The following is a 17,618-nucleotide window of genomic DNA, read 5'->3' on the forward strand; positions in this document are numbered from 1 at the left end:
AACCATACCGATTTCGGCTTTTGTTAATAATTTATACCCATCAACTCAGCGATTGACTAACTATGTTTAACTTTGCAAATTTCTACCAATTGATTGCCCAAGACACTCGTCTTCAACCTTGGCTTAATGTGCTTCCGCAACAGCTAACGGATTGGCAAAATGCAGAGCACGGTGACTTTGGTCGCTGGTTGAAAGCCCTGAACAAAATCCCAGCGGGTAGACCGGACAACATCGACATTGTTGATTCTGTCACGATTTCAAACAATGAGCCGATGCCTCAAGGGGAACTTAAAAAGCTAGAAAGCTTACTTCGTACATTCCATCCTTGGCGCAAAGGCCCATACCACGTACACGGCATCCATATTGATACTGAGTGGCGCAGTGATTGGAAATGGGACCGCGTGCTTCCACATATTTCTCCATTAAAGAATCGCAGCGTACTCGATGTAGGCTGTGGTAACGGCTACCACATGTGGCGCATGCTAGGCGAAGGTGCACGCTTAACTGTCGGTATCGATCCATCTCACCTGTTCCTGATTCAGTTCGAAGCAATTCGTAAACTAATGGGCGATGACCAACGTGCACACCTACTGCCATTGGGCATTGAACAACTACCTAAGTTGGAAGCGTTCGATACGGTATTCAGCATGGGCGTGCTTTACCATCGCCGCTCGCCTCTCGATCATTTAGTGCAACTAAAAGATCAATTGGTATCTGGAGGTGAACTCGTATTGGAAACACTCGTGATTGAAGGTGATGAGAATGCAGTACTGGTCCCGACTTCTCGTTACGCGCAAATGCGTAATGTCTATTTCTTCCCTTCAGCAAAAGCCCTAAAAGTGTGGCTAGAATTGGTCGGTTTTGAAGATGTTCGTATCGTTGATGAAAACATCACGTCCGTAGACGAACAACGTACCACAGATTGGATGACGCATAACTCTCTACCTGACTACTTAGATCCGAACGACCCAAGCAAAACTGTAGAAGGCTATCCTGCCCCTCGCCGCGCGGTTCTTGTCGCTCGCAAATCATAATTCGCTGAGATTCCTGACATTGTCTTAACTCATTTTACGAGTTAAGACATTACCCTCTTTCCTCGTAATGAGCGAGTTTGTTTTTTGAATCCATTTTTCACGTCAAAATATAAGCACGCTCTAAATAAGGATGCGCTTTTATGTCCTTGATTTTTGGCTTTTCATCACTATTCCTCAAACAATAAGTAATAGAGAAACATTCTTACTTGTGAGGCTTTATCGATATAAGCTAAACTCCTAAAAAATAAACAACTTAATCCAATCCCAAGGTTTTCAATGTTATTACGATTGACCCCGATTGTTGCCATCGCCTTACTATCTGGATGCTCACTAACCAAAGGCGAACAGTACCACCAAGAAACGTTAGCGGCGATTCAAAATTCAGAAGCGAGTGTCAATAATCGCATTACCAACCTAGAGCTACAGCTCAGCAACCAATCGGACTATATCGACAGCCTTGAAGAACAAGTCGATAAACTACAGGTTGAACTTCTTACATTTCGCGATGAAGCAATGGCAGAAGTAAAAAAACCGAAAGAGCCGATTATTGTCCAATCTCCCGCTCCTGTGGAACCAACCCCAACTCACGATATTGTCCTTGGCTCTATCGAAAAGGTCACTGTAGAGTCGATTAAGCAAACTTTTGATGCACGTATCGACACTGGTGCCGCGACGTCGTCTTTAAATGCCGTTGATATTGAAGAGTTCGAAAGAAATGGCAAAAAATGGGTCCGATTCCACTTAGCAGACACCAGTAAATCCGAAGAAGAGAAAAGTACTTGGATCGAAGCACCTGTCATTCGCTACGTCAAAATCCGCCAGGTTACCAGTGAAGAGTTAGAACGCCGCGCTGTGGTAGAACTTTGGGTGCGCGTTGGAAAAATTCATGAAAAAGCGCAATTTACGTTGGCAGATCGCTCACATATGAACCATCCTATTTTACTGGGTAGAGAATTTATGCGCGACATAGCACTTGTCGATGTAAGTCGTACCTATATCCAAACGGACGAAGATAAAAAATAATAAGGTAGATTATGACGTCAAAAATACCGTTTTACCTTTCTATCATCTTATTGGTGATTGCGGGCATTGCTCTGAGTGTTTTCAGACATGAAAACTACGGCGTGCCTTGGACGCCAGGCGAAACTCGCCAGGTGTGGGATGTAGAAGCTCGTATTGAGTTCAATGCTAACGGCAACGAAGTAAAAGCGTCACTTGCAGCACCTCATACACAAAGTGGTTACACACTTATCGGTGAATCTGCTTCCTCATCAGGTTATGGCGTTTCCTACATCAATGACGATTCAGGCCGTCGTGCAGAATGGTCAATTCGCCAAGCTCAAGGGCCACAAACCATATACTACAAAGCTCAGTTCTTAGTAGACCCTCAGGCTAAAGTCACTCCTTTACCGCCAACGGAAGACATTACGCCACCAACGCTTTCAGCACCACAAGCAGCAGCGGCAAATGCCCTTATCGAACGTGCGATGAGTCGCTCAGCCGATAATGTGACGTTTACTCGTGAGCTTATCAAAGCGCTTAATGACCCTGATAGCCAAAACTCGTCGCTACTACTGAACGATTTCAGCCGTACTGATGCACTGCATAACATTTTGCTTACCGCAGGTATACAGAGCAAAACCGTCGGTGTTATCGAACTAGAAGATGGTCGTCGACGCCAAACAATTCAACCAATGGTTCAGGTTTGGTCAGGTAAAGATTGGGTACTGTTTTCGCCAAAATCCGAACAAAAAGCAGTGAAACCCAACTTGTTAGTGTGGGATGAATCAAACGTATCCTTACTTGACCTTGTTGGTGGTAAAAATAGCCAAGTGCATTTCTCGATGATTAAGCAAGAAATGACACCACAACAAGCTACGAACAACAAAATAGAAGCAGATGGATTACTGAATATTTCAATTCATAGCCTACCTTTGGAAGAGCAAGCGATGTTCAAAACCATCATGCTCATCCCTATTGGTGCTCTGATCGTTGTGTTCTTGCGCGTGATTATCGGCCTGAAAACATCCGGTACCTTTATGCCTGTGTTGATTGCCGTTGCTTTTGTTCAAACTCAACTATTAACGGGTATTGTCGGTTTCTTGCTAATTGTAGGTACAGGCCTGATTATTCGAAGCTATTTGTCTAGGTTGAACTTATTGCTGGTAGCAAGGATATCTGCGGTCATTATTACCGTTATTATGATCATCTCGGTGTTCACCGTTGTTGCGTTTAAAATGGGCTTAACAGAAGGCCTAACAATTACCTTCTTCCCTATGATCATCTTGTCTTGGACGATTGAACGTATGTCAATCCTATGGGAAGAAGAAGGTGCGAAGGAAGTTGCTCTGCAAGGTGGTGGTTCATTGCTGACAGCGGTATTAGTTTACCTTGCAATGACGAACTCATACATTCAACACTTAACCTTTAACTTCATTGGTCTACAGTTGATTGTTCTGGCCGGTATTCTATTACTAGGTACTTACACAGGTTACCGCCTCACTGAGCTACGACGCTTCAAACCACTAGCGGAGGACTAAACGATGTTCGAAAGTTTTACTTCGCCGTCTAAGCTTCGCCATAAAGGCATTATGGGGATGAACAAGCGTAACCACAGCTATATTGGCCGTTACAATGATCGTTCTAAATACCCACTTGTCGATGACAAGCTAAAGACCAAAATTATTGCACAGGCAGCAGGAGCAACAGTTCCTGCCCTGATCGGTGTCATTCATAACCAAGCTGAAGTTAAGACTATCCACAAAATGGTTGAGAACTGGCCTGGTTTTGTAATCAAACCTGCACAAGGTAGTGGCGGTAAAGGCATTCTGGTTGTTACGTCTCACAAAAACGGGGTATATACCAAACCCTCCGGCTCTACAATTGGTAGGGATGAGGTCGAGCGTCACATTAGTAATGCGCTTGCTGGCCTTTTCTCTCTTGGTGGTAAAAATGACGTTGCTGTGGTTGAAAACTTAATCAAGTTTGATGACTGTTTTGATGGCTTCAGTTATGAAGGCGTACCAGATGTTCGGATCATCGTATTTAAAGGTTATCCAGTTATGGCGATGATGCGCTGTTCTACAGCGGCTTCCGACGGCAAAGCAAACCTTCACCAAGGTGCCGTAGGAGTAGGCATTGACATCGCGACAGGTAAAGCCGTCAGAGCGGTGCAGTTCGATCATCCAGTGACTCATCACCCTGATACAGGTAAAGACCTTTCGACCCTTCAAGTACCGCATTGGGAGCGCTTGCTGGAGCTTGCGTCAAGTGCCTGGGAAATGACAGGTTTGGGATACATGGGTACGGATATGGTGCTGGATAAAGATGAAGGACCTATGGTTTTAGAGCTTAACGCTCGCCCTGGTCTGGCAATCCAAATCGCTAATGGTGCAGGCTTGCTTCCTCGTTTGAAACACATAGAGAGCCTTGGCACACCTGCTGAGTATCCAAAACCGATTGAACGCGTCGCTTACGCGGCAGAGCAGTTCGGTGTGAAGCCGTTGTTCTAACCCTCCGACATAATGTTCGTTATTACTCGCCAGTAATTGTCATGATTACTGGCGTTTTTGTTCCCGCATCCAAAAACCTTGCACTTGCTCTCCTTATTAAACACATCCTTCTCATATATAAGTTGAATCAATGATCGAGCTAACAAAATCAACATAGATCGTTTCTTTTCTACTTTGCCTTTTGAGTATGATGAGAGCTCCCCTTACTCAACTTGAGAGGTTGGGAAATGCTAATAAAAGAAACAAATAATGATGAACCAGAGCTTGAAGAACAAGAGAGCTTAGACCAACACCTACAACGCTTGTCTGAGCTTTCTGTCCAAGCACTTGAAGAACTTGCTGAAATGATCGAAGTCAGGGACGATATTCCAGAGGAATAAACGTCGCTTCCTCATTAAGTTCCGCTAATAAGCCGAGACTGCCGTCCTACAGTCTCGGCTTGTCTTATGTTGTTCGAAGCCTACCTCGTAAATAGATACAAAAACGCCCGCGTTCATTGCGGGCGTTTTGTTAGATTCGAAGTTTACGATTCAAACTCTTCAATCATCTCTTGTGCTTCAGTCTTAGGCTTATCCGTTTGACCAAAACCACGCAAGCCAACCACGTGTACGTGTTCGTGATCTTTAAACACCTTACGCACCAGTTTGTAGGTCGTACCTTTCTCTGGGCTGATGTTTTCAGGCGCCGCGATAAGAAGCTGCATATCCAGACGGTCACACAATTCGAACAATGTCGCGATCGATTTCGCATCCAGACGCGCGGCTTCATCCAAGAAGAGCAGACGACAAGGCACAATGTCTTTGCTGCGTAGACGACGAGACTCTTCTTCCCAGCTTTGAACAACCATAAGAAGGATTGACTGACCGGTACCGATCGCTTCACCTGTTGATAGCGCGCCAGACTCAGCCTGTAGCCAACCATCTGTACCACGGTTCACTTCTACACTTAGCTCTAGGTAGTTACGGTAATCCAGTAGCTCTTCACCCAGAACTTGAGGTGAACGTTGACCCATATCGATGTGTGGGTTCACGCGTTGGAACAGTTTCGCCATTGCTTCAGAGAAGGTAAAGCGAGTCGATTCAAACAGGTCTTTATGCTGCTCTTGTTGTGTCGCTAGGCCGTTCAGTAGCACTTCGTGACTTTCGCGGATCTTCACGTTCAGACGTACGCCCTTCACCTGACCAAACGAGATGTTCGACAGGCCTTGGTTCAGCATACGAATACGGTTTTGCTCACGTTGAATCGTCTTCTTAATGATGCTCGCTACTGACTCAGAGCTGATCGCTAAGCGGTTTTCACGTTGGGTTAGCTCTTCCGTTAGACGCGCTAGCTCAACTTCCATCTCTTCGATCGCTTCAACTGGATCATCAGTACGGATGATATCCTGACGAATGCGCTCGCGAAGATGTTGGTAAACCGCGATGTAGAACAGAACTTTACGCTCTGGGCGAGCGTTGTCTTCTGATAAACGCAGCGCATCACGCAGGTCGTCATTGTTCGCAACCGCTAGACGCAGCGCACCCAGTGATTTATCCGACATCGAACGCAGTTCATCCGCTGACATGTAAGCCAGTTCACGCTTGTGTAGACGACGTTCAACATCGTTCTCGCGCGCCAGACGAAGTACAGAGCACCAGCCAGCTTTCGCTGCAACCACAAAGGTACGTAGCTCAACGTATTCTTTCTGAACTTTCTTCAGACGTTTCGCCAAGCCTTTCATCTCGAGTTCAGTAGAGGTGATCGTGCGCTCGTATTCGCTCTTACGGCTGCGAGACGTGTGTAGACGCTCGTGCAATTCGTCACGACGACGCATTGCGCGCTCTTCTGCACCTTCGTCAGCGTTCACGCCAAACTCTTGAAGCTCTTGTTTGAACTCTTGAACCGTTTCCAGTTTCGCTTGGTGTGAACTCTTCAATGAAGCTAATACTTGGTTGTATTGGTTCATTTGACCTTGCGATTGCTTCAACTCTTCACGAGAGCGTGTACGCATTTGTTCAGCTTGAACCAGTTTAGCTTTTAGCTGCTCGCTCAGTTCGCTGCTCTTGTTCAGTAGGTCTACTGAATCTGAGTAAGCGAAGTAGTGACGACGTTCAACGAGATCCGAGAGTGCAAAGATTTGCTTCTTAAGATCTTGTAGCCGCTCGTCTGCCGCTTTGTATTCTGCTTCTAGTGCATCGAATTGCTCTGGGTCAGCATCAAGCGCAGACGCAATATTCTCTAATTGCGCGACGGCTTTTGCATGGTTGCTTAAGAAGTTCTTCGCCTCTGCAAGCTGAGCGATTTTCTCTTCTAGCTCATCAAAACGCGCTTGCAATGACTCATCTTCAACAAGCACCATGTGTGACGCTAGCTTGTCCAGAGAAGACAACGCTTGCTTGCTGGTTTGAAGCTGAGAACGTTGTTGTTGCTCTTTCGCATCCAGATCCGCCAGCACGCGAGCAATTTGGTTACGCTTATCACGAATAGTTGCCAGTGCTTGTTCTGGATCGGCGTCAAAAGCAACCTGAATGTGGTTAGACACAAATAGGTTAAACGCTTGGTACAAGCGCTGCATTTTCTGAGAATCAAACGCCGCTTTTGCGTGTTTCTCTACCACTTCTTCTCGTTCGTTACGCAGCAACTCTAGACGCTGCTCACGTGCCGCACGGCCAAACAATGGGATCTCAGGCAAGCGAGAGTAACGCATTTGGCGATCGTTCATACGAACGCAAACCGCGCCCTCTAACTCTTCTGCATCGAACGAGCTGTCATCAAAGGCATCGATGTCACCTTCAATGATGTACAAGTCTTCTGGACAGTCGTCTAGCTCTACCAGTTTTTCTTCGATGCCTGACAAGTCAGAAACAACGATAGCGTGACGAGCCGGACCGTACATCGCACTGAAGTAAGGCGCGTCATCAATCGTGATGTCATCGTAGATCTCAGACAGCAATACACCGCCCAGCGTATCTGCCAAACCTTTCAGGCGAGGGTCATTTGAACCACCAGGAGAAGCAAGACGCTCAATCTCAGAGTCTAGCTGGCTACGGCGCTCAGCAAGCTTATCTTTAGCTAAAGACAGCTCCCTTTCTTGTTCAAGGACAACTTGCATGTGGTTCATTACCGCATGGCGATCCTCAAGCTCTTCACCGCTCTGCTCTCTCAGTTTCTCTAGCGCATCGTTCGCCGCAATCCAAGCTGGTGCTATTGCTTCAAGCTTACTGATTTCTGCCACCGCGTTTTGCTCTAGACGGCGCTGTTCACCACGCTGATCACGAACTTCTTCTTGAGCTATCTCTAGTGATTCGATTTGCGTCGCATGACGTTCACGTTCTTGTTCAAACGTAACCTCATCGGTTAGTTCAACGTGATATTGCTTTTTGTATTCAGCAACCAGTTCACGTGCTTGACGCTGCTGGTTAAGGCTGCGTTCGAGATCACGGTGTTGTGCTCGCCATTGCTGTTCGTTTTGTGCGATTTGTTGTGACTCACGCGCTTTCGCAATTGCGGTTTTCGCATGTTCAGACGCGTCTTTGCGCTCAACTTGACCAACGATGCTTTGTACCAGTTTAAGCGCGGTTTCAAACTGCTCTGCCGCTGCAGAAGACATGTCCAGTTTGTGCTTAACCGATAGCAACGCATTGGTGCTTTCTGATTCTTTACTCTTAAGCTCAGAGACAAGCGCTTGAGCCGATTCCGCCGTTAGGCTGTCATCGCCAAGTAGCTGCTTCGCTTTCTCCAGCGCTTGAACTGCTTGTTGATATTGAAGGGCGCGAGTTTGCTGAACGTCAAGAGCTTGCTGGTAATCAGCAAGTTGCGTCTTAAGGCTATCCACCTCTTCTTCTGCAACGGTAGCTTGCTCTTCAGCCATCATCACGCGTTCTTGCGCTTCTTCGACTACCATCATTTGTTCTTCAAGACGCTCGCTCAGCTCTTCAAGATCTTCTTGGTAGCGTTCGATCTTCTCTTGCTGACGCAGCGCGTTTTGCACAAGTTGCAAGTGATCAGAAGCCGCTTGGTAGTCTTGCTCTAAAGAAGATTCTGACTCGATCAGCAGTTCCAGCTCTTCTTGAACGCGGTTAAGCAGATTGTTTTGCTCAATCAAGGTCTCGCGAGAACCAAATAACTCTGAACGCAAAGACAATGTCTGTTCTAGTTTTTTACGGCGCTCGTTGGCATGGCGCATATAGTCCGCCGCCACGTAGTTGGTCGACTCTGTAATCAAGTGTTTGAACAAGTCACGGTCTGCTTGCGTGGTTTTGATCGCTTCTAGCGTCATGCGGTTTTCACGCAACGCCGATTCCATATCTTGGAACGCTTTCTTCACGCCGCCGTTTTGTGGCAAAAGGTAGTCACGTAGCGAGCGTGTAATCGCACTTGAGATACCACCGTAAAGCGATGCTTCAATCAGGCGGTAGAATTTAGAACGGTCACCAGAGTTACGCAGTTTCTTCGGAATCACACCGAATTCAAACATTTGCGCGTGGTAATCCACGATAGAAGAGAACGCTTTGAACTGAACACCTTCAAATTCCGCGATCGATTCTTTTACTTCGTTGATTTGACGTACACGAGCTTGAGTCGCAGATACGCTTTCAACCAAGATATCCGTTGGTTTCACATGGCTTGGAAGACCTTGGATAACAAACGGTTTGATGTCTACCTTCTTATCACGACCCGCAACTTGCTGCAGTTTTACTGCAAACAACAGGCGTTGGTTACGTGAGTTCACCACGTCTAGCGCCGCATAACATGCGCCCGGCTGTAGCTTACCGTACAAACCTTTGTCGCGAGACGATTGGCTGCTGCCTGCTTCTGTCGTGTTACGGAAGTGCAGCAGCGTTTGGTCAGGAATCAATGCGGTGATGAACGCCGCCATTGTGGTTGATTTACCTGCACCGTTACCACCTGATAGCGTGGTGACCAGACCATCGATGTCAAACGTACGGGCAAAGAAGCCGTTCCAGTTGACCATGGTCAGCGATTGGTATTTACCGCGTTCAATCATGCTCATGCTTCACCCTCTTCTGTTGTTTCTTCTTGGGCTTGATCGTCTTGATCTTCTTCAGACAATAAGCTGCCTTGGCTTGGCTCTTTGGTGTGCACTACTGCTTCACCATCACGGATCAGACGCAGTTGCGCTTCACGCATGTCATCGCCAATACGTACATCGGCACCAAAGCGGAATACCGCTTCACTGATGCTGAACTTACCGGTTTCACCGATGTTGATGATCATGCCTAGGCGACGCAGACGACGAAGTGACGTACGTACTTTTTCAAACAGCTTTTCTTTATCAAGGTCAGAACCGGTAGCACGGTTCGTCACTAGCTTCATCAGCTTATTTTCATCTGCTAGAGCAAGCAGTTCGTCGTACAGCTCTTGGTTAGTGAAGATGCCTTCGTGCGCAAGACGCTCTGGGCTTAGATAAAGGAAACACAGTACCTTACCCACCAGCATATCCAGTTCAGAAAGAACACTACGGCCAATCAGAGACGTTGAACGAGGACGAAGATAGAAGAAACCTTCTGGCGCTTTCACCAATTCGGTGTTGTAGCGTTGGTAGAAAGAAGAAAGCTCAAGTTCGAAATCCGACAGCAACGCGTGGTTGTCTAGATCTTCACTTGAGATATGACGCCCTGCTCGAAGCATGCTGTCTAGCGCTGGGAACAGAGGGTTAGAAATTGCTTTTGCCAGATTCTCTGACATGTATTCATTAGTATCGGTCGATGACATTCGCTTGTACCTTTGCCCCAAATTCGTTGATTGCTTTCCAGTCTGGTTGAATCGCTTGGTAATCCGATTCTGAATACCCTAGACGTACAGCTTGATCGACGATAATGCGAGCTAAATCAAAATGATGAGTATAAGGGTGCTGTGCAAGGTAATCTCGCAGTACCACACTCAAATCGATTGGTGTGCCTTGATCTTTATGCGCTTTTAGCATGTCACCAATTCGTTCAGACAACTCATCATTGACTTGTTGAAACTCTTCGTATTCTACTTCCATCGGAACTTGACCCGTGACCTCGTCATCACGCAGTACTAGGGCCTCATCACGAAGGTCAGAAAGCCTCTCCGCATCTGCATAAGTCAGATACCAAGGCGCATCGAAGTATTCTTTGACGGATTGACGCAGACGCGAGCTAAACGCACGGTTCTTATCCATATCGATTGCAGTACGAATAAACTTGTGCACGTGTCGGTCATAACCAATCCAAAGGTCGATAGCTTGCTGGCCCCAGCTTGTGATTCGGTCTAGTTTCATTTGCAGACCAAACAAGGCTTCTTCGATAAACTCCAGCTCAGGGTCACCGTAAACAATTTCTTGAATATCGAGGATCTGAGTTTGCAGTTCATCACTGGCGGCTTGCAGCGTATCTTGAAGTTCACGCAACGTGCTTGATGTTTCTGACAGTAGCGCTTCACAGTTGTTGATCGCTTCACGCCAGTCTTTGTTAAGCAGATCAGCAATCTGTTGTTTAACAGACTGTTGCTGCTCATCCATCACACGTTGGTTAAGGTCGATTTGATCGAAGATCTCGCCTACAGAATATTTCAAAATTCCGTAAACGTTTTTCTTCCAGTGGCCCGGAGTGCCACCCTTTTGTGCAGCTTCAATCGCTTTTGCCATTTCATCCGCTACCATCGATAGCTGGATAGAAAGACGCAGTTTCGAGAACTCGCGATGACGCACGTAGTAGTCGGTAATTCCTATCGCTAATGGCGACAAGCGGTAAATGCTCGCTCCGTCAGTAATCTCACTGACAAAACGGCTCATAAGACGCTGCTTAACCATCTCGTTGATGGCATTGTTCGCACGGAAAGCCGAAGCTTCGCCGGTCTCATCAAAAAGTCGAGTGACGATGGCAAATGCGTCGTGCAATTCACCTTCACCCAGTTCTTCATCGAACCTTTCATTACTCAGTACGGCAATGGCTATCAAAAATGCCAATCGCTCTGTGGTCAGGTTCAACGAGAAATCGTGCTGCTTAACCCAGCCAACCAGCTCATCGATTGGTTGCTCTGCAGCATTGAGAGTCATCTCACTCATTGTTATTCCTGTTTATCGTTCTTTTTAGCCCACACATGAATGTAGCGGCCTAATGAGAGGTATGGCTCTTGTCGACAAAGTTGTTTTTCTAGCGCCAACACATCTTCAAACTCGTAATCACCCATGTATTCCATATTGCCTATGTAATCACTAAATGAGCGAATACCAGATTTGCCACAAATATTAAAACCTGAATTTTCTATCCACTGGTAGACTTCTTCAGGTTTTAAGCCTTTTTGCGGCTGTAGTTTAAATCTTTTTCGGTGAGGCATGCCGTCTAATATATGAGGAATGTTGCCACAAACCACGTTTTTATAGACTAAACCGTGGTGGTTGTAGAACATGACTGATGCGATACCTCCCGGTTTTACTTGTTCAAGAACTGTTTCAAGTGCGGCCTTAGGATCAACCAGCCACTCCATCACAGCGTGGAACATAACCAGATCGACCTGTCCATCCATATGTTCACCGATGGATTGGACAGGCGAATGAATCAGGCGATACTGCTCAAGCAAACCGTTTTTTTCAATATCCTGCTTAGCCAACTGCAGCATTTCCGAAGATAGATCACATAAAGCGATTCGATGTCCGAGCTTAGCAAGCTTTTGCGACATTTGTGCCAAACCACCACCAGCGTCTAACACTTCTAGGGGTTGCTGGTCAGCATCTAATTCACTTAGAATCTGTAGAAAATCTTCCCACACAATGATTTGGCGGATCTCCCCTTTATCGGAGCCGTAAATATTTTTTGCAAATTTGTGGGCGATATCGTCGAAATTGCGGTCTTCTGTCACTTCTGCTGAGTTATCATAACGGATTGTGCCGCTATTCTGGCACAAGGAAAGCAGGAATAAAGAGGGATACCCTCATTTTTATTATCAATTGATGTTTTTTCGGACTATTTATGTATGTTTGAGCTGAAAAAAGTAGTGTCAGCCATGCTTATGCCCCTTCCGGCATTGCTGCTGATAGGCTTGTTGGGTCTTGCTCTCATTAGTTTTACTACAAAACGTAAAACTGGCTGCTTCGTTGTTCTATTCTCTTTTGTTGGCATTTTTCTTGTTGCCTTCCAACCTGTTTCAACCAAGCTTCTTATGCCGTTAGAGCGAGAGCATAAAGCCTTTTTGCCAGTTTCTGGCACCATCGACTACGTGATGGTTTTAGGGAATGGTCATGTTATCGATGACGAAATTCCACCCACCTCGCAGTTAAGCCGTGCAGCATTAATGCGCTTAACTGAGGGCATTCGTATTTTAAGAATGTATCCAGGCGCGAAATTAATCTTATCCGGCTATGCTGGCGGATCTGAAATTAGCCACGCGCGAATGATGGCGAACGTTGCCCTTGCGTTGGGAGTCGCGAAATCCGATATCATTTTATTAGAAGATGCGAAAGATACGTGGGAAGAGGCGCGTCAAGCGGCTGCATTCGTTCAACAAAAGGAGATTGTGTTAGTCACTTCTGCGAGTCACATGAGCCGTGCATTGTATGAGTTCAACGCAGCAGGCATTAAACCAATACCAGCTCCGACCAACTTCTTAGCTATTAGCGAGATAAGTCAACCTTGGGATAAATACTCACCTAAAGCGCGTTACTTAGAACAAACAGAGCTTTATTGGCATGAGTACTTGGGCAGCATTTGGCAAAGATTGCGTGATACTGTCGGCCAAACACCAATGGCTGAAGCAAACTAGTATTATCTTGAAGCCACAAAAAAGGGAGAGCCGAAGCTCTCCTTTTTCTTTTTACGATTTAGTGATGTTCAAACTAGTCACCAGCAAACATATAGCCTTCGCCGTGTACCGTTACAAAAATCTGTGGGTTCTTAGGATCGAACTCCATTTTTGCGCGCATACGTCGAATAAGAACATCAATGGTGCGGTCATTCGGCGCATCAACTCGATGGCTGATCATGTTCAAAATACGCTCACGACTTAACACCTGGTTAGGGTAAGACGATAATGCCACCAAAAGTTCGTACTCTGCTTTAGTTAGTTTTACTGGCTCACCGTTGCGGCTAAGTGCGCGACGTTGAATGTCGAATGTCCACTCCCCAAAGCGCACAATGTGCTCTTCACTGGTTTCATTCGCTTTCGAGCTGCCACTGCGCGCTGCTGAAATACGCCACAGCAAGTTTTTAACGCGAACTAACAGCTCTCTCAGTTCAAAAGGTTTTGTCACATAATCGTCAGCACCCATTTCTAGGCCTACGATTTTATCAATGCTATCCGTGCGTCCTGTTACTAATATGATACCAATATCCGATTGGCTACGTAACTCACGAGTAAGCATCAGGCCGTCTTCACCAGGCAGGTTAATATCCAGCATGATCAGGTCTACATCGCCCGCTTGCAAAACTTCACGCATTTCTGCGCCACTCTCTGCTTCGCTGACTTGGTAGCCCTCATTTTGGAAATATCCCGCAAGCTTACTACGAGTTACAACATCATCTTCTACGACTAATACGTGATAGCTCATTTACACCACTTTTCTGTCTTCTTATTATCCAAGACGTATTCTATTCATAACTAGTAACATTTCTAGTCATAGATACATTAAAACGCAAGATTTAGCGTTTTTATTGATTCAAAACAAGCTTGCCCATTGCTATTAATAAACGGTCATTTTTGACCATAAAACATAACAATTATAGTTACTGCTATTCATTTTAATTGATTACACTTAGGGGATATCCCTAATTGACTTTGTGATGCATGACTTGAAGCATCATTCAGGAGCCCAAAATGCAAGAAGTGAAAGCTTTTAATGAAAAACGCGCTGAAATTTACTGGTGGTTTTCGAGCTTGTTCGCAAAAGAACTAACAGAGAAAGAATTGGAAGCCTATCACAGTGTTGAAATTCGCAGTTTTCTCGCAGGTTTAGGTGAAAATGAGTCGCTAAAACCAGCCGTTGATAGCCTAGTTGATGCGCTGAATCGGTTACAAGATCGTGAAGATGCACAACTAGAGCTTGCAGCTGACTTTTGTGAACTGTTTTTGAAGACAGAAAAATACGGCGCTCTTCCTTACGCATCCATGTACATTGGTGAATCAGGTTTACTGAATGACAAGCCAGCTGAGGAAATGGAAAAGTTGATGACTGAATTTGGCGTTCAAGTAGACGAAAACCTAAAGGAACCTGCGGATCACTTAGCCGTTGAGCTCGACTTTCTCGGGAACATGATTATCCGCTCAAACGAGCTTGAACAAGAAAAACACATGGAAGAAGCCTTCGTTAAACAAAACGACTTTATCCAGCAACAATTGATGTCTTGGTTACCTCAGTTTTCAGACAAATGTAAACAATTCGACGAATTTGGATTTTACTCGAGTGTCGCGAAACTATTAGTTGCATTTTGTAAACTAGACAGCGCCTACGTTCTTGGTGAATAATTGCCGCCTATTTTTAGGGAGCCTGCCTATCGGGCTTCCTGTATGCCTGAAAGTGACCAATTGTAAGTAACTTGGGTATAATATTCGTTTGCCTTAACTTAGCGCAAAGACGCTTGGTTATTTAGCAGTCAAAATGTGACTTCAAATACACAAATCTCTTGCTGAAAACATTGCTAGTCAGTCCACATAGGGCTAAAATGTGAGCGCAAACGATTAAATATGATTTATATGTAAACCGCTGAAATATAGCGGTTTTTGTGTTTTCTTAACAGGTTGATGGCAATTTCTCATCAGATAGAAAAAAGATAAAATTCATCGACCGATGCTGCTACGCACCCTTTTGTCGCACTTGGATCAACCGCTGCCGAGACACTTAGCGCCAATTTTATATTGCTAGGTGTGAAACCATTAGAGCATCAGGTACATCCAATACGACATATTTCAGTAGCTCGATACAGGACACCATTTATGGCCACGATAAAAGACGTTGCTCGCTTAGCCGGCGTTTCCACTACGACAGTTTCGCACGTTATCAATAAAACGCGTTTCGTTGCAGAAGCAACGCAAGAAAAAGTAATGAAAGCCGTTGACGAGCTGAATTACGCGCCAAGTGCCGTTGCACGCAGCCTAAAATGCAACTCAACTCGTACGATTGGCATGTTAGTAACTCAATCAACTAACCTATTTTTCTCAGAAGTGATTGATGGCGTTGAGAGCTACTGTTACCGCCAAGGCTATACTCTGATTTTATGTAACACAGGCGGGATTTACGAAAAACAACGCGATTACATTCGTATGCTGGCTGAAAAGCGCGTTGATGGCATCCTAGTGATGTGTTCTGACTTAACCGAAGAACTAAAAGAGATGCTTGACCGTCATGCGGACATTCCTAAAGTGGTCATGGATTGGGGCCCAGAGAGCTCACAAGCAGACAAGATCATGGATAACTCAGAAGAAGGTGGCTACATTGCAACCAAACATCTGATTGACAATGGTCATACGGATATCGCTTGTCTAAGCGGTCATTTTGAAAAGCTTGCTTGCCAAGAGCGCATTGCAGGTTTCCGTCGCGCAATGAGTGAAGCGAACCTAGCTGTAAATGAAGACTGGATCCTTGAAGGTAACTTTGAATGTGATACGGCCGTATTAGTTGCAGATAAAATTACCGCAATGGACAAGCGCCCGACGGCGGTATTCTGTTTTAACGACACAATGGCTCTAGGCCTAATGAGCCGCTTGCAACAAAACGGGATCAAAATTCCTGAAGATATTTCAGTGATCGGCTACGACAACATCGAGCTTGCGGAATACTTCTCTCCACCGCTAACGACTATCCACCAACCTAAACGTCGTGTTGGTAAAAATGCATTCGAAATTCTACTTGAGCGTATCAAAGATAAAGAACACGAAAAACGAATTTTCGAAATGCAACCTGAGCTTGTAATTCGAAATACTGTGAAAAAAATGAACTAAATTTCACTGTATTTAACCGTGTTAAATAAGCGCTCTACAGGGGCGCTTATTTTTTTGGGAAAATTAAGTGTTCTCTAATACTTCACACAGCTCTAATAACAATTGACTAACGTTAACTCCCTGTTTTATATAAATGTAATATATATTAAGAACTCCTTTTCAAAGGCCAATTTGCACCTTTCCATATGCAAAATAGAGCATTCAATCTATCATTTTTATTGAACCGAAATCACACTTTTAACGCTAAACCGTGATGTTAATTCAATATAAGAAGTATGCTCATTGTGTCACGCACAGGGCAAACCATTCGAAAGAGTGGGACGCAAAGCCTCCGGCCTGAACCATATTACGATATGGAAGGTAGCGGGGTTACCGATGGCAAGTGTGTAAGCAATGACTTTACTCTGTAATGACATTGTTTTTACGCATGTTTGCTACTCTCTCGGACCTGACTTTTGGTGGCGTAATATTAATTACACCGAGATAACAAAACATGGATAAACCGATACTCAAAGACTCTATGAAGCTATTTGAGGCACTTGGTAATATCAAGTCGCGCTCAATGTTTGGTGGCTTCGGACTATTCGCTGATGAAACAATGTTTGCACTAGTGGTAAACAATCAGCTTCATATCAGAGCAGACCAAAAAACTTCATCTGACTTCGAGAAACAAGGGCTAAAGCCTTACGTTTATAAAAAACGTGGCTTTCCAGTCGTTACAAAGTACTACGCTATTTCCAGCGATTTATGGGAATCAAGCGAACGCTTAATCGAAGTAGCGAATCAATCATTGAAAAAGGCAAAGCTTGAGAAAGAACAGCAAGCAAGTACAAAGCCTAACCGTTTGAAAGATTTGCCTAACTTACGACTGGCTACCGAGCGCATGCTAAAAAAAGCCGGCATCGAATCCGTAGAGAAGCTTGAAGAGGAAGGTGCGCTTAACGCCTATAAAGCGATAAGAGATACGCACTCTGCAACCGTCAACATTGAGTTGCTATGGGCACTAGAAGGTGCTATCAACGGCACTCATTGGAGTGTAGTACCTCAAGCTCGCCGAGATGAGTTGATGAACGCCCTCCAATAAAAGTCGGCCTAAAAACTATCTTGTAAAACCGCAGTCTAATCTGCGGTTTTTTTGTGAAATTTTTTCGGTTTTCCTACTGTCTTATTACAT

General features: G+C 45.2%; 14 protein-coding genes and 1 riboswitch. Of the genes, 9 read left to right on the forward strand and 5 right to left on the reverse strand.

Going from position 1 to position 17,618, the window contains the following annotated elements; all coding sequences use genetic code 11:
• Window positions 1-62 precede the first annotated feature (62 nt).
• The 5 genes from cmoB to R7Q46_RS06400 all read left to right on the forward strand — a co-directional run bounded on the left by cmoB (window position 63) and on the right by R7Q46_RS06400 (window position 4,926).
• A complete protein-coding gene (gene cmoB / locus R7Q46_RS06380; protein WP_005387902.1) occupies window positions 63-1,034 on the forward strand; it encodes a tRNA 5-methoxyuridine(34)/uridine 5-oxyacetic acid(34) synthase CmoB in 972 nt (323 codons plus the stop codon).
• A gap of 276 nt (window positions 1,035-1,310) precedes the next feature.
• Complete coding sequence (locus tag R7Q46_RS06385; RefSeq protein ID WP_213871541.1) at window positions 1,311-2,057, forward strand: ATP-dependent zinc protease; 747 nt, start codon at window positions 1,311-1,313, stop codon at window positions 2,055-2,057.
• Between the two features lie 11 nt (window positions 2,058-2,068).
• Entirely contained in the window at window positions 2,069-3,574 is a 1,506-nt protein-coding gene (locus tag R7Q46_RS06390) for an inactive transglutaminase family protein (RefSeq protein ID WP_005378389.1), read from the forward strand.
• 3 nt (window positions 3,575-3,577) lie between these two features.
• Entirely contained in the window at window positions 3,578-4,546 is a 969-nt protein-coding gene (locus tag R7Q46_RS06395; protein WP_005378387.1) for an alpha-L-glutamate ligase-like protein, read from the forward strand.
• A gap of 227 nt (window positions 4,547-4,773) precedes the next feature.
• Window positions 4,774-4,926 (forward strand): hypothetical protein, encoded by a 153-nt coding sequence (locus R7Q46_RS06400; protein WP_005378381.1) that lies wholly within the window; start codon window positions 4,774-4,776, stop codon window positions 4,924-4,926.
• A 143-nt stretch (window positions 4,927-5,069) separates the two neighbouring features.
• Here the strand turns inward: R7Q46_RS06400 and mukB are convergent, their stop codons facing one another.
• The 4 genes from mukB to cmoM are packed head-to-tail and all read right to left on the reverse strand — an operon-like array spanning window position 5,070 to window position 12,373.
• Complete coding sequence (gene mukB, locus R7Q46_RS06405; RefSeq protein ID WP_213970529.1) at window positions 5,070-9,533, reverse strand: chromosome partition protein MukB; 4,464 nt, start codon at window positions 9,531-9,533, stop codon at window positions 5,070-5,072.
• Between the two features lie 2 nt (window positions 9,534-9,535).
• Window positions 9,536-10,261: a chromosome partition protein MukE gene (gene mukE, locus R7Q46_RS06410; protein WP_005378379.1), complete on the reverse strand. Its 726-nt coding sequence runs from the start codon at window positions 10,259-10,261 to the stop codon at window positions 9,536-9,538.
• A complete protein-coding gene (mukF, locus tag R7Q46_RS06415; protein ID WP_318077400.1) occupies window positions 10,242-11,579 on the reverse strand; it encodes a chromosome partition protein MukF in 1,338 nt (445 codons plus the stop codon). Before mukF ends, mukE begins: the two co-directional genes overlap by 20 nt.
• Before the next feature lie 2 nt (window positions 11,580-11,581).
• Window positions 11,582-12,373 (reverse strand): tRNA uridine 5-oxyacetic acid(34) methyltransferase CmoM, encoded by a 792-nt coding sequence (cmoM, locus tag R7Q46_RS06420; protein ID WP_025766915.1) that lies wholly within the window; start codon window positions 12,371-12,373, stop codon window positions 11,582-11,584.
• Between the two features lie 114 nt (window positions 12,374-12,487).
• Between cmoM and elyC the strand changes: the two genes are divergently transcribed.
• On the forward strand, window positions 12,488-13,273 hold the full coding sequence (elyC, locus tag R7Q46_RS06425) for an envelope biogenesis factor ElyC (protein ID WP_053349441.1): 786 nt from the start codon (window positions 12,488-12,490) through the stop codon (window positions 13,271-13,273).
• 73 nt (window positions 13,274-13,346) lie between these two features.
• Here the strand turns inward: elyC and torR are convergent, their stop codons facing one another.
• Window positions 13,347-14,057: a two-component system response regulator TorR gene (gene torR / locus R7Q46_RS06430; RefSeq protein WP_005378370.1), complete on the reverse strand. Its 711-nt coding sequence runs from the start codon at window positions 14,055-14,057 to the stop codon at window positions 13,347-13,349.
• A 266-nt stretch (window positions 14,058-14,323) separates the two neighbouring features.
• Between torR and torD the strand changes: the two genes are divergently transcribed.
• From torD to R7Q46_RS06445, 3 genes are all read left to right on the forward strand, one after another.
• Window positions 14,324-14,971 carry a molecular chaperone TorD gene (torD, locus tag R7Q46_RS06435; protein WP_318077401.1) on the forward strand — a complete coding sequence of 216 codons (648 nt, stop codon included), beginning with the start codon at window positions 14,324-14,326 and terminating at the stop codon, window positions 14,969-14,971.
• Window positions 14,972-15,439: 468 nt separating this feature from the next.
• On the forward strand, window positions 15,440-16,444 hold the full coding sequence (gene purR, locus R7Q46_RS06440) for an HTH-type transcriptional repressor PurR (protein ID WP_005378368.1): 1,005 nt from the start codon (window positions 15,440-15,442) through the stop codon (window positions 16,442-16,444).
• Window positions 16,445-16,731: 287 nt separating this feature from the next.
• A riboswitch (cyclic di-GMP riboswitch) is annotated at window positions 16,732-16,821 on the forward strand.
• A 116-nt stretch (window positions 16,822-16,937) separates the two neighbouring features.
• Window positions 16,938-17,528: a TfoX/Sxy family DNA transformation protein gene (locus tag R7Q46_RS06445; protein WP_085569610.1), complete on the forward strand. Its 591-nt coding sequence runs from the start codon at window positions 16,938-16,940 to the stop codon at window positions 17,526-17,528.
• Window positions 17,529-17,618 lie beyond the last annotated feature (90 nt).

Source organism: Vibrio sp. 811 (assembly GCF_033339195.1).

Excerpts from the sequence above, each read along its gene's own strand:
- R7Q46_RS06385 (WP_213871541.1), top strand. The coding sequence starts at position 1,311 with ATGTTATTACGATTGACCCCGATTGTTGCCATCGCCTTACTATCTGGA.
- mukB (WP_213970529.1), bottom strand. The coding sequence starts at position 9,533 with ATGATTGAACGCGGTAAATACCAATCGCTGACCATGGTCAACTGGAAC.
- cmoB (WP_005387902.1), top strand. The coding sequence starts at position 63 with ATGTTTAACTTTGCAAATTTCTACCAATTGATTGCCCAAGACACTCGT.
- mukE (WP_005378379.1), bottom strand. The coding sequence starts at position 10,261 with ATGTCATCGACCGATACTAATGAATACATGTCAGAGAATCTGGCAAAA.
- R7Q46_RS06395 (WP_005378387.1), top strand. The coding sequence starts at position 3,578 with ATGTTCGAAAGTTTTACTTCGCCGTCTAAGCTTCGCCATAAAGGCATT.
- torD (WP_318077401.1), top strand. The coding sequence starts at position 14,324 with ATGCAAGAAGTGAAAGCTTTTAATGAAAAACGCGCTGAAATTTACTGG.
- purR (WP_005378368.1), top strand. The coding sequence starts at position 15,440 with ATGGCCACGATAAAAGACGTTGCTCGCTTAGCCGGCGTTTCCACTACG.
- elyC (WP_053349441.1), top strand. The coding sequence starts at position 12,488 with ATGTTTGAGCTGAAAAAAGTAGTGTCAGCCATGCTTATGCCCCTTCCG.
- R7Q46_RS06390 (WP_005378389.1), top strand. The coding sequence starts at position 2,069 with ATGACGTCAAAAATACCGTTTTACCTTTCTATCATCTTATTGGTGATT.
- R7Q46_RS06400 (WP_005378381.1), top strand. The coding sequence starts at position 4,774 with ATGCTAATAAAAGAAACAAATAATGATGAACCAGAGCTTGAAGAACAA.
- torR (WP_005378370.1), bottom strand. The coding sequence starts at position 14,057 with ATGAGCTATCACGTATTAGTCGTAGAAGATGATGTTGTAACTCGTAGT.
- R7Q46_RS06445 (WP_085569610.1), top strand. The coding sequence starts at position 16,938 with ATGGATAAACCGATACTCAAAGACTCTATGAAGCTATTTGAGGCACTT.
- mukF (WP_318077400.1), bottom strand. The coding sequence starts at position 11,579 with ATGAGTGAGATGACTCTCAATGCTGCAGAGCAACCAATCGATGAGCTG.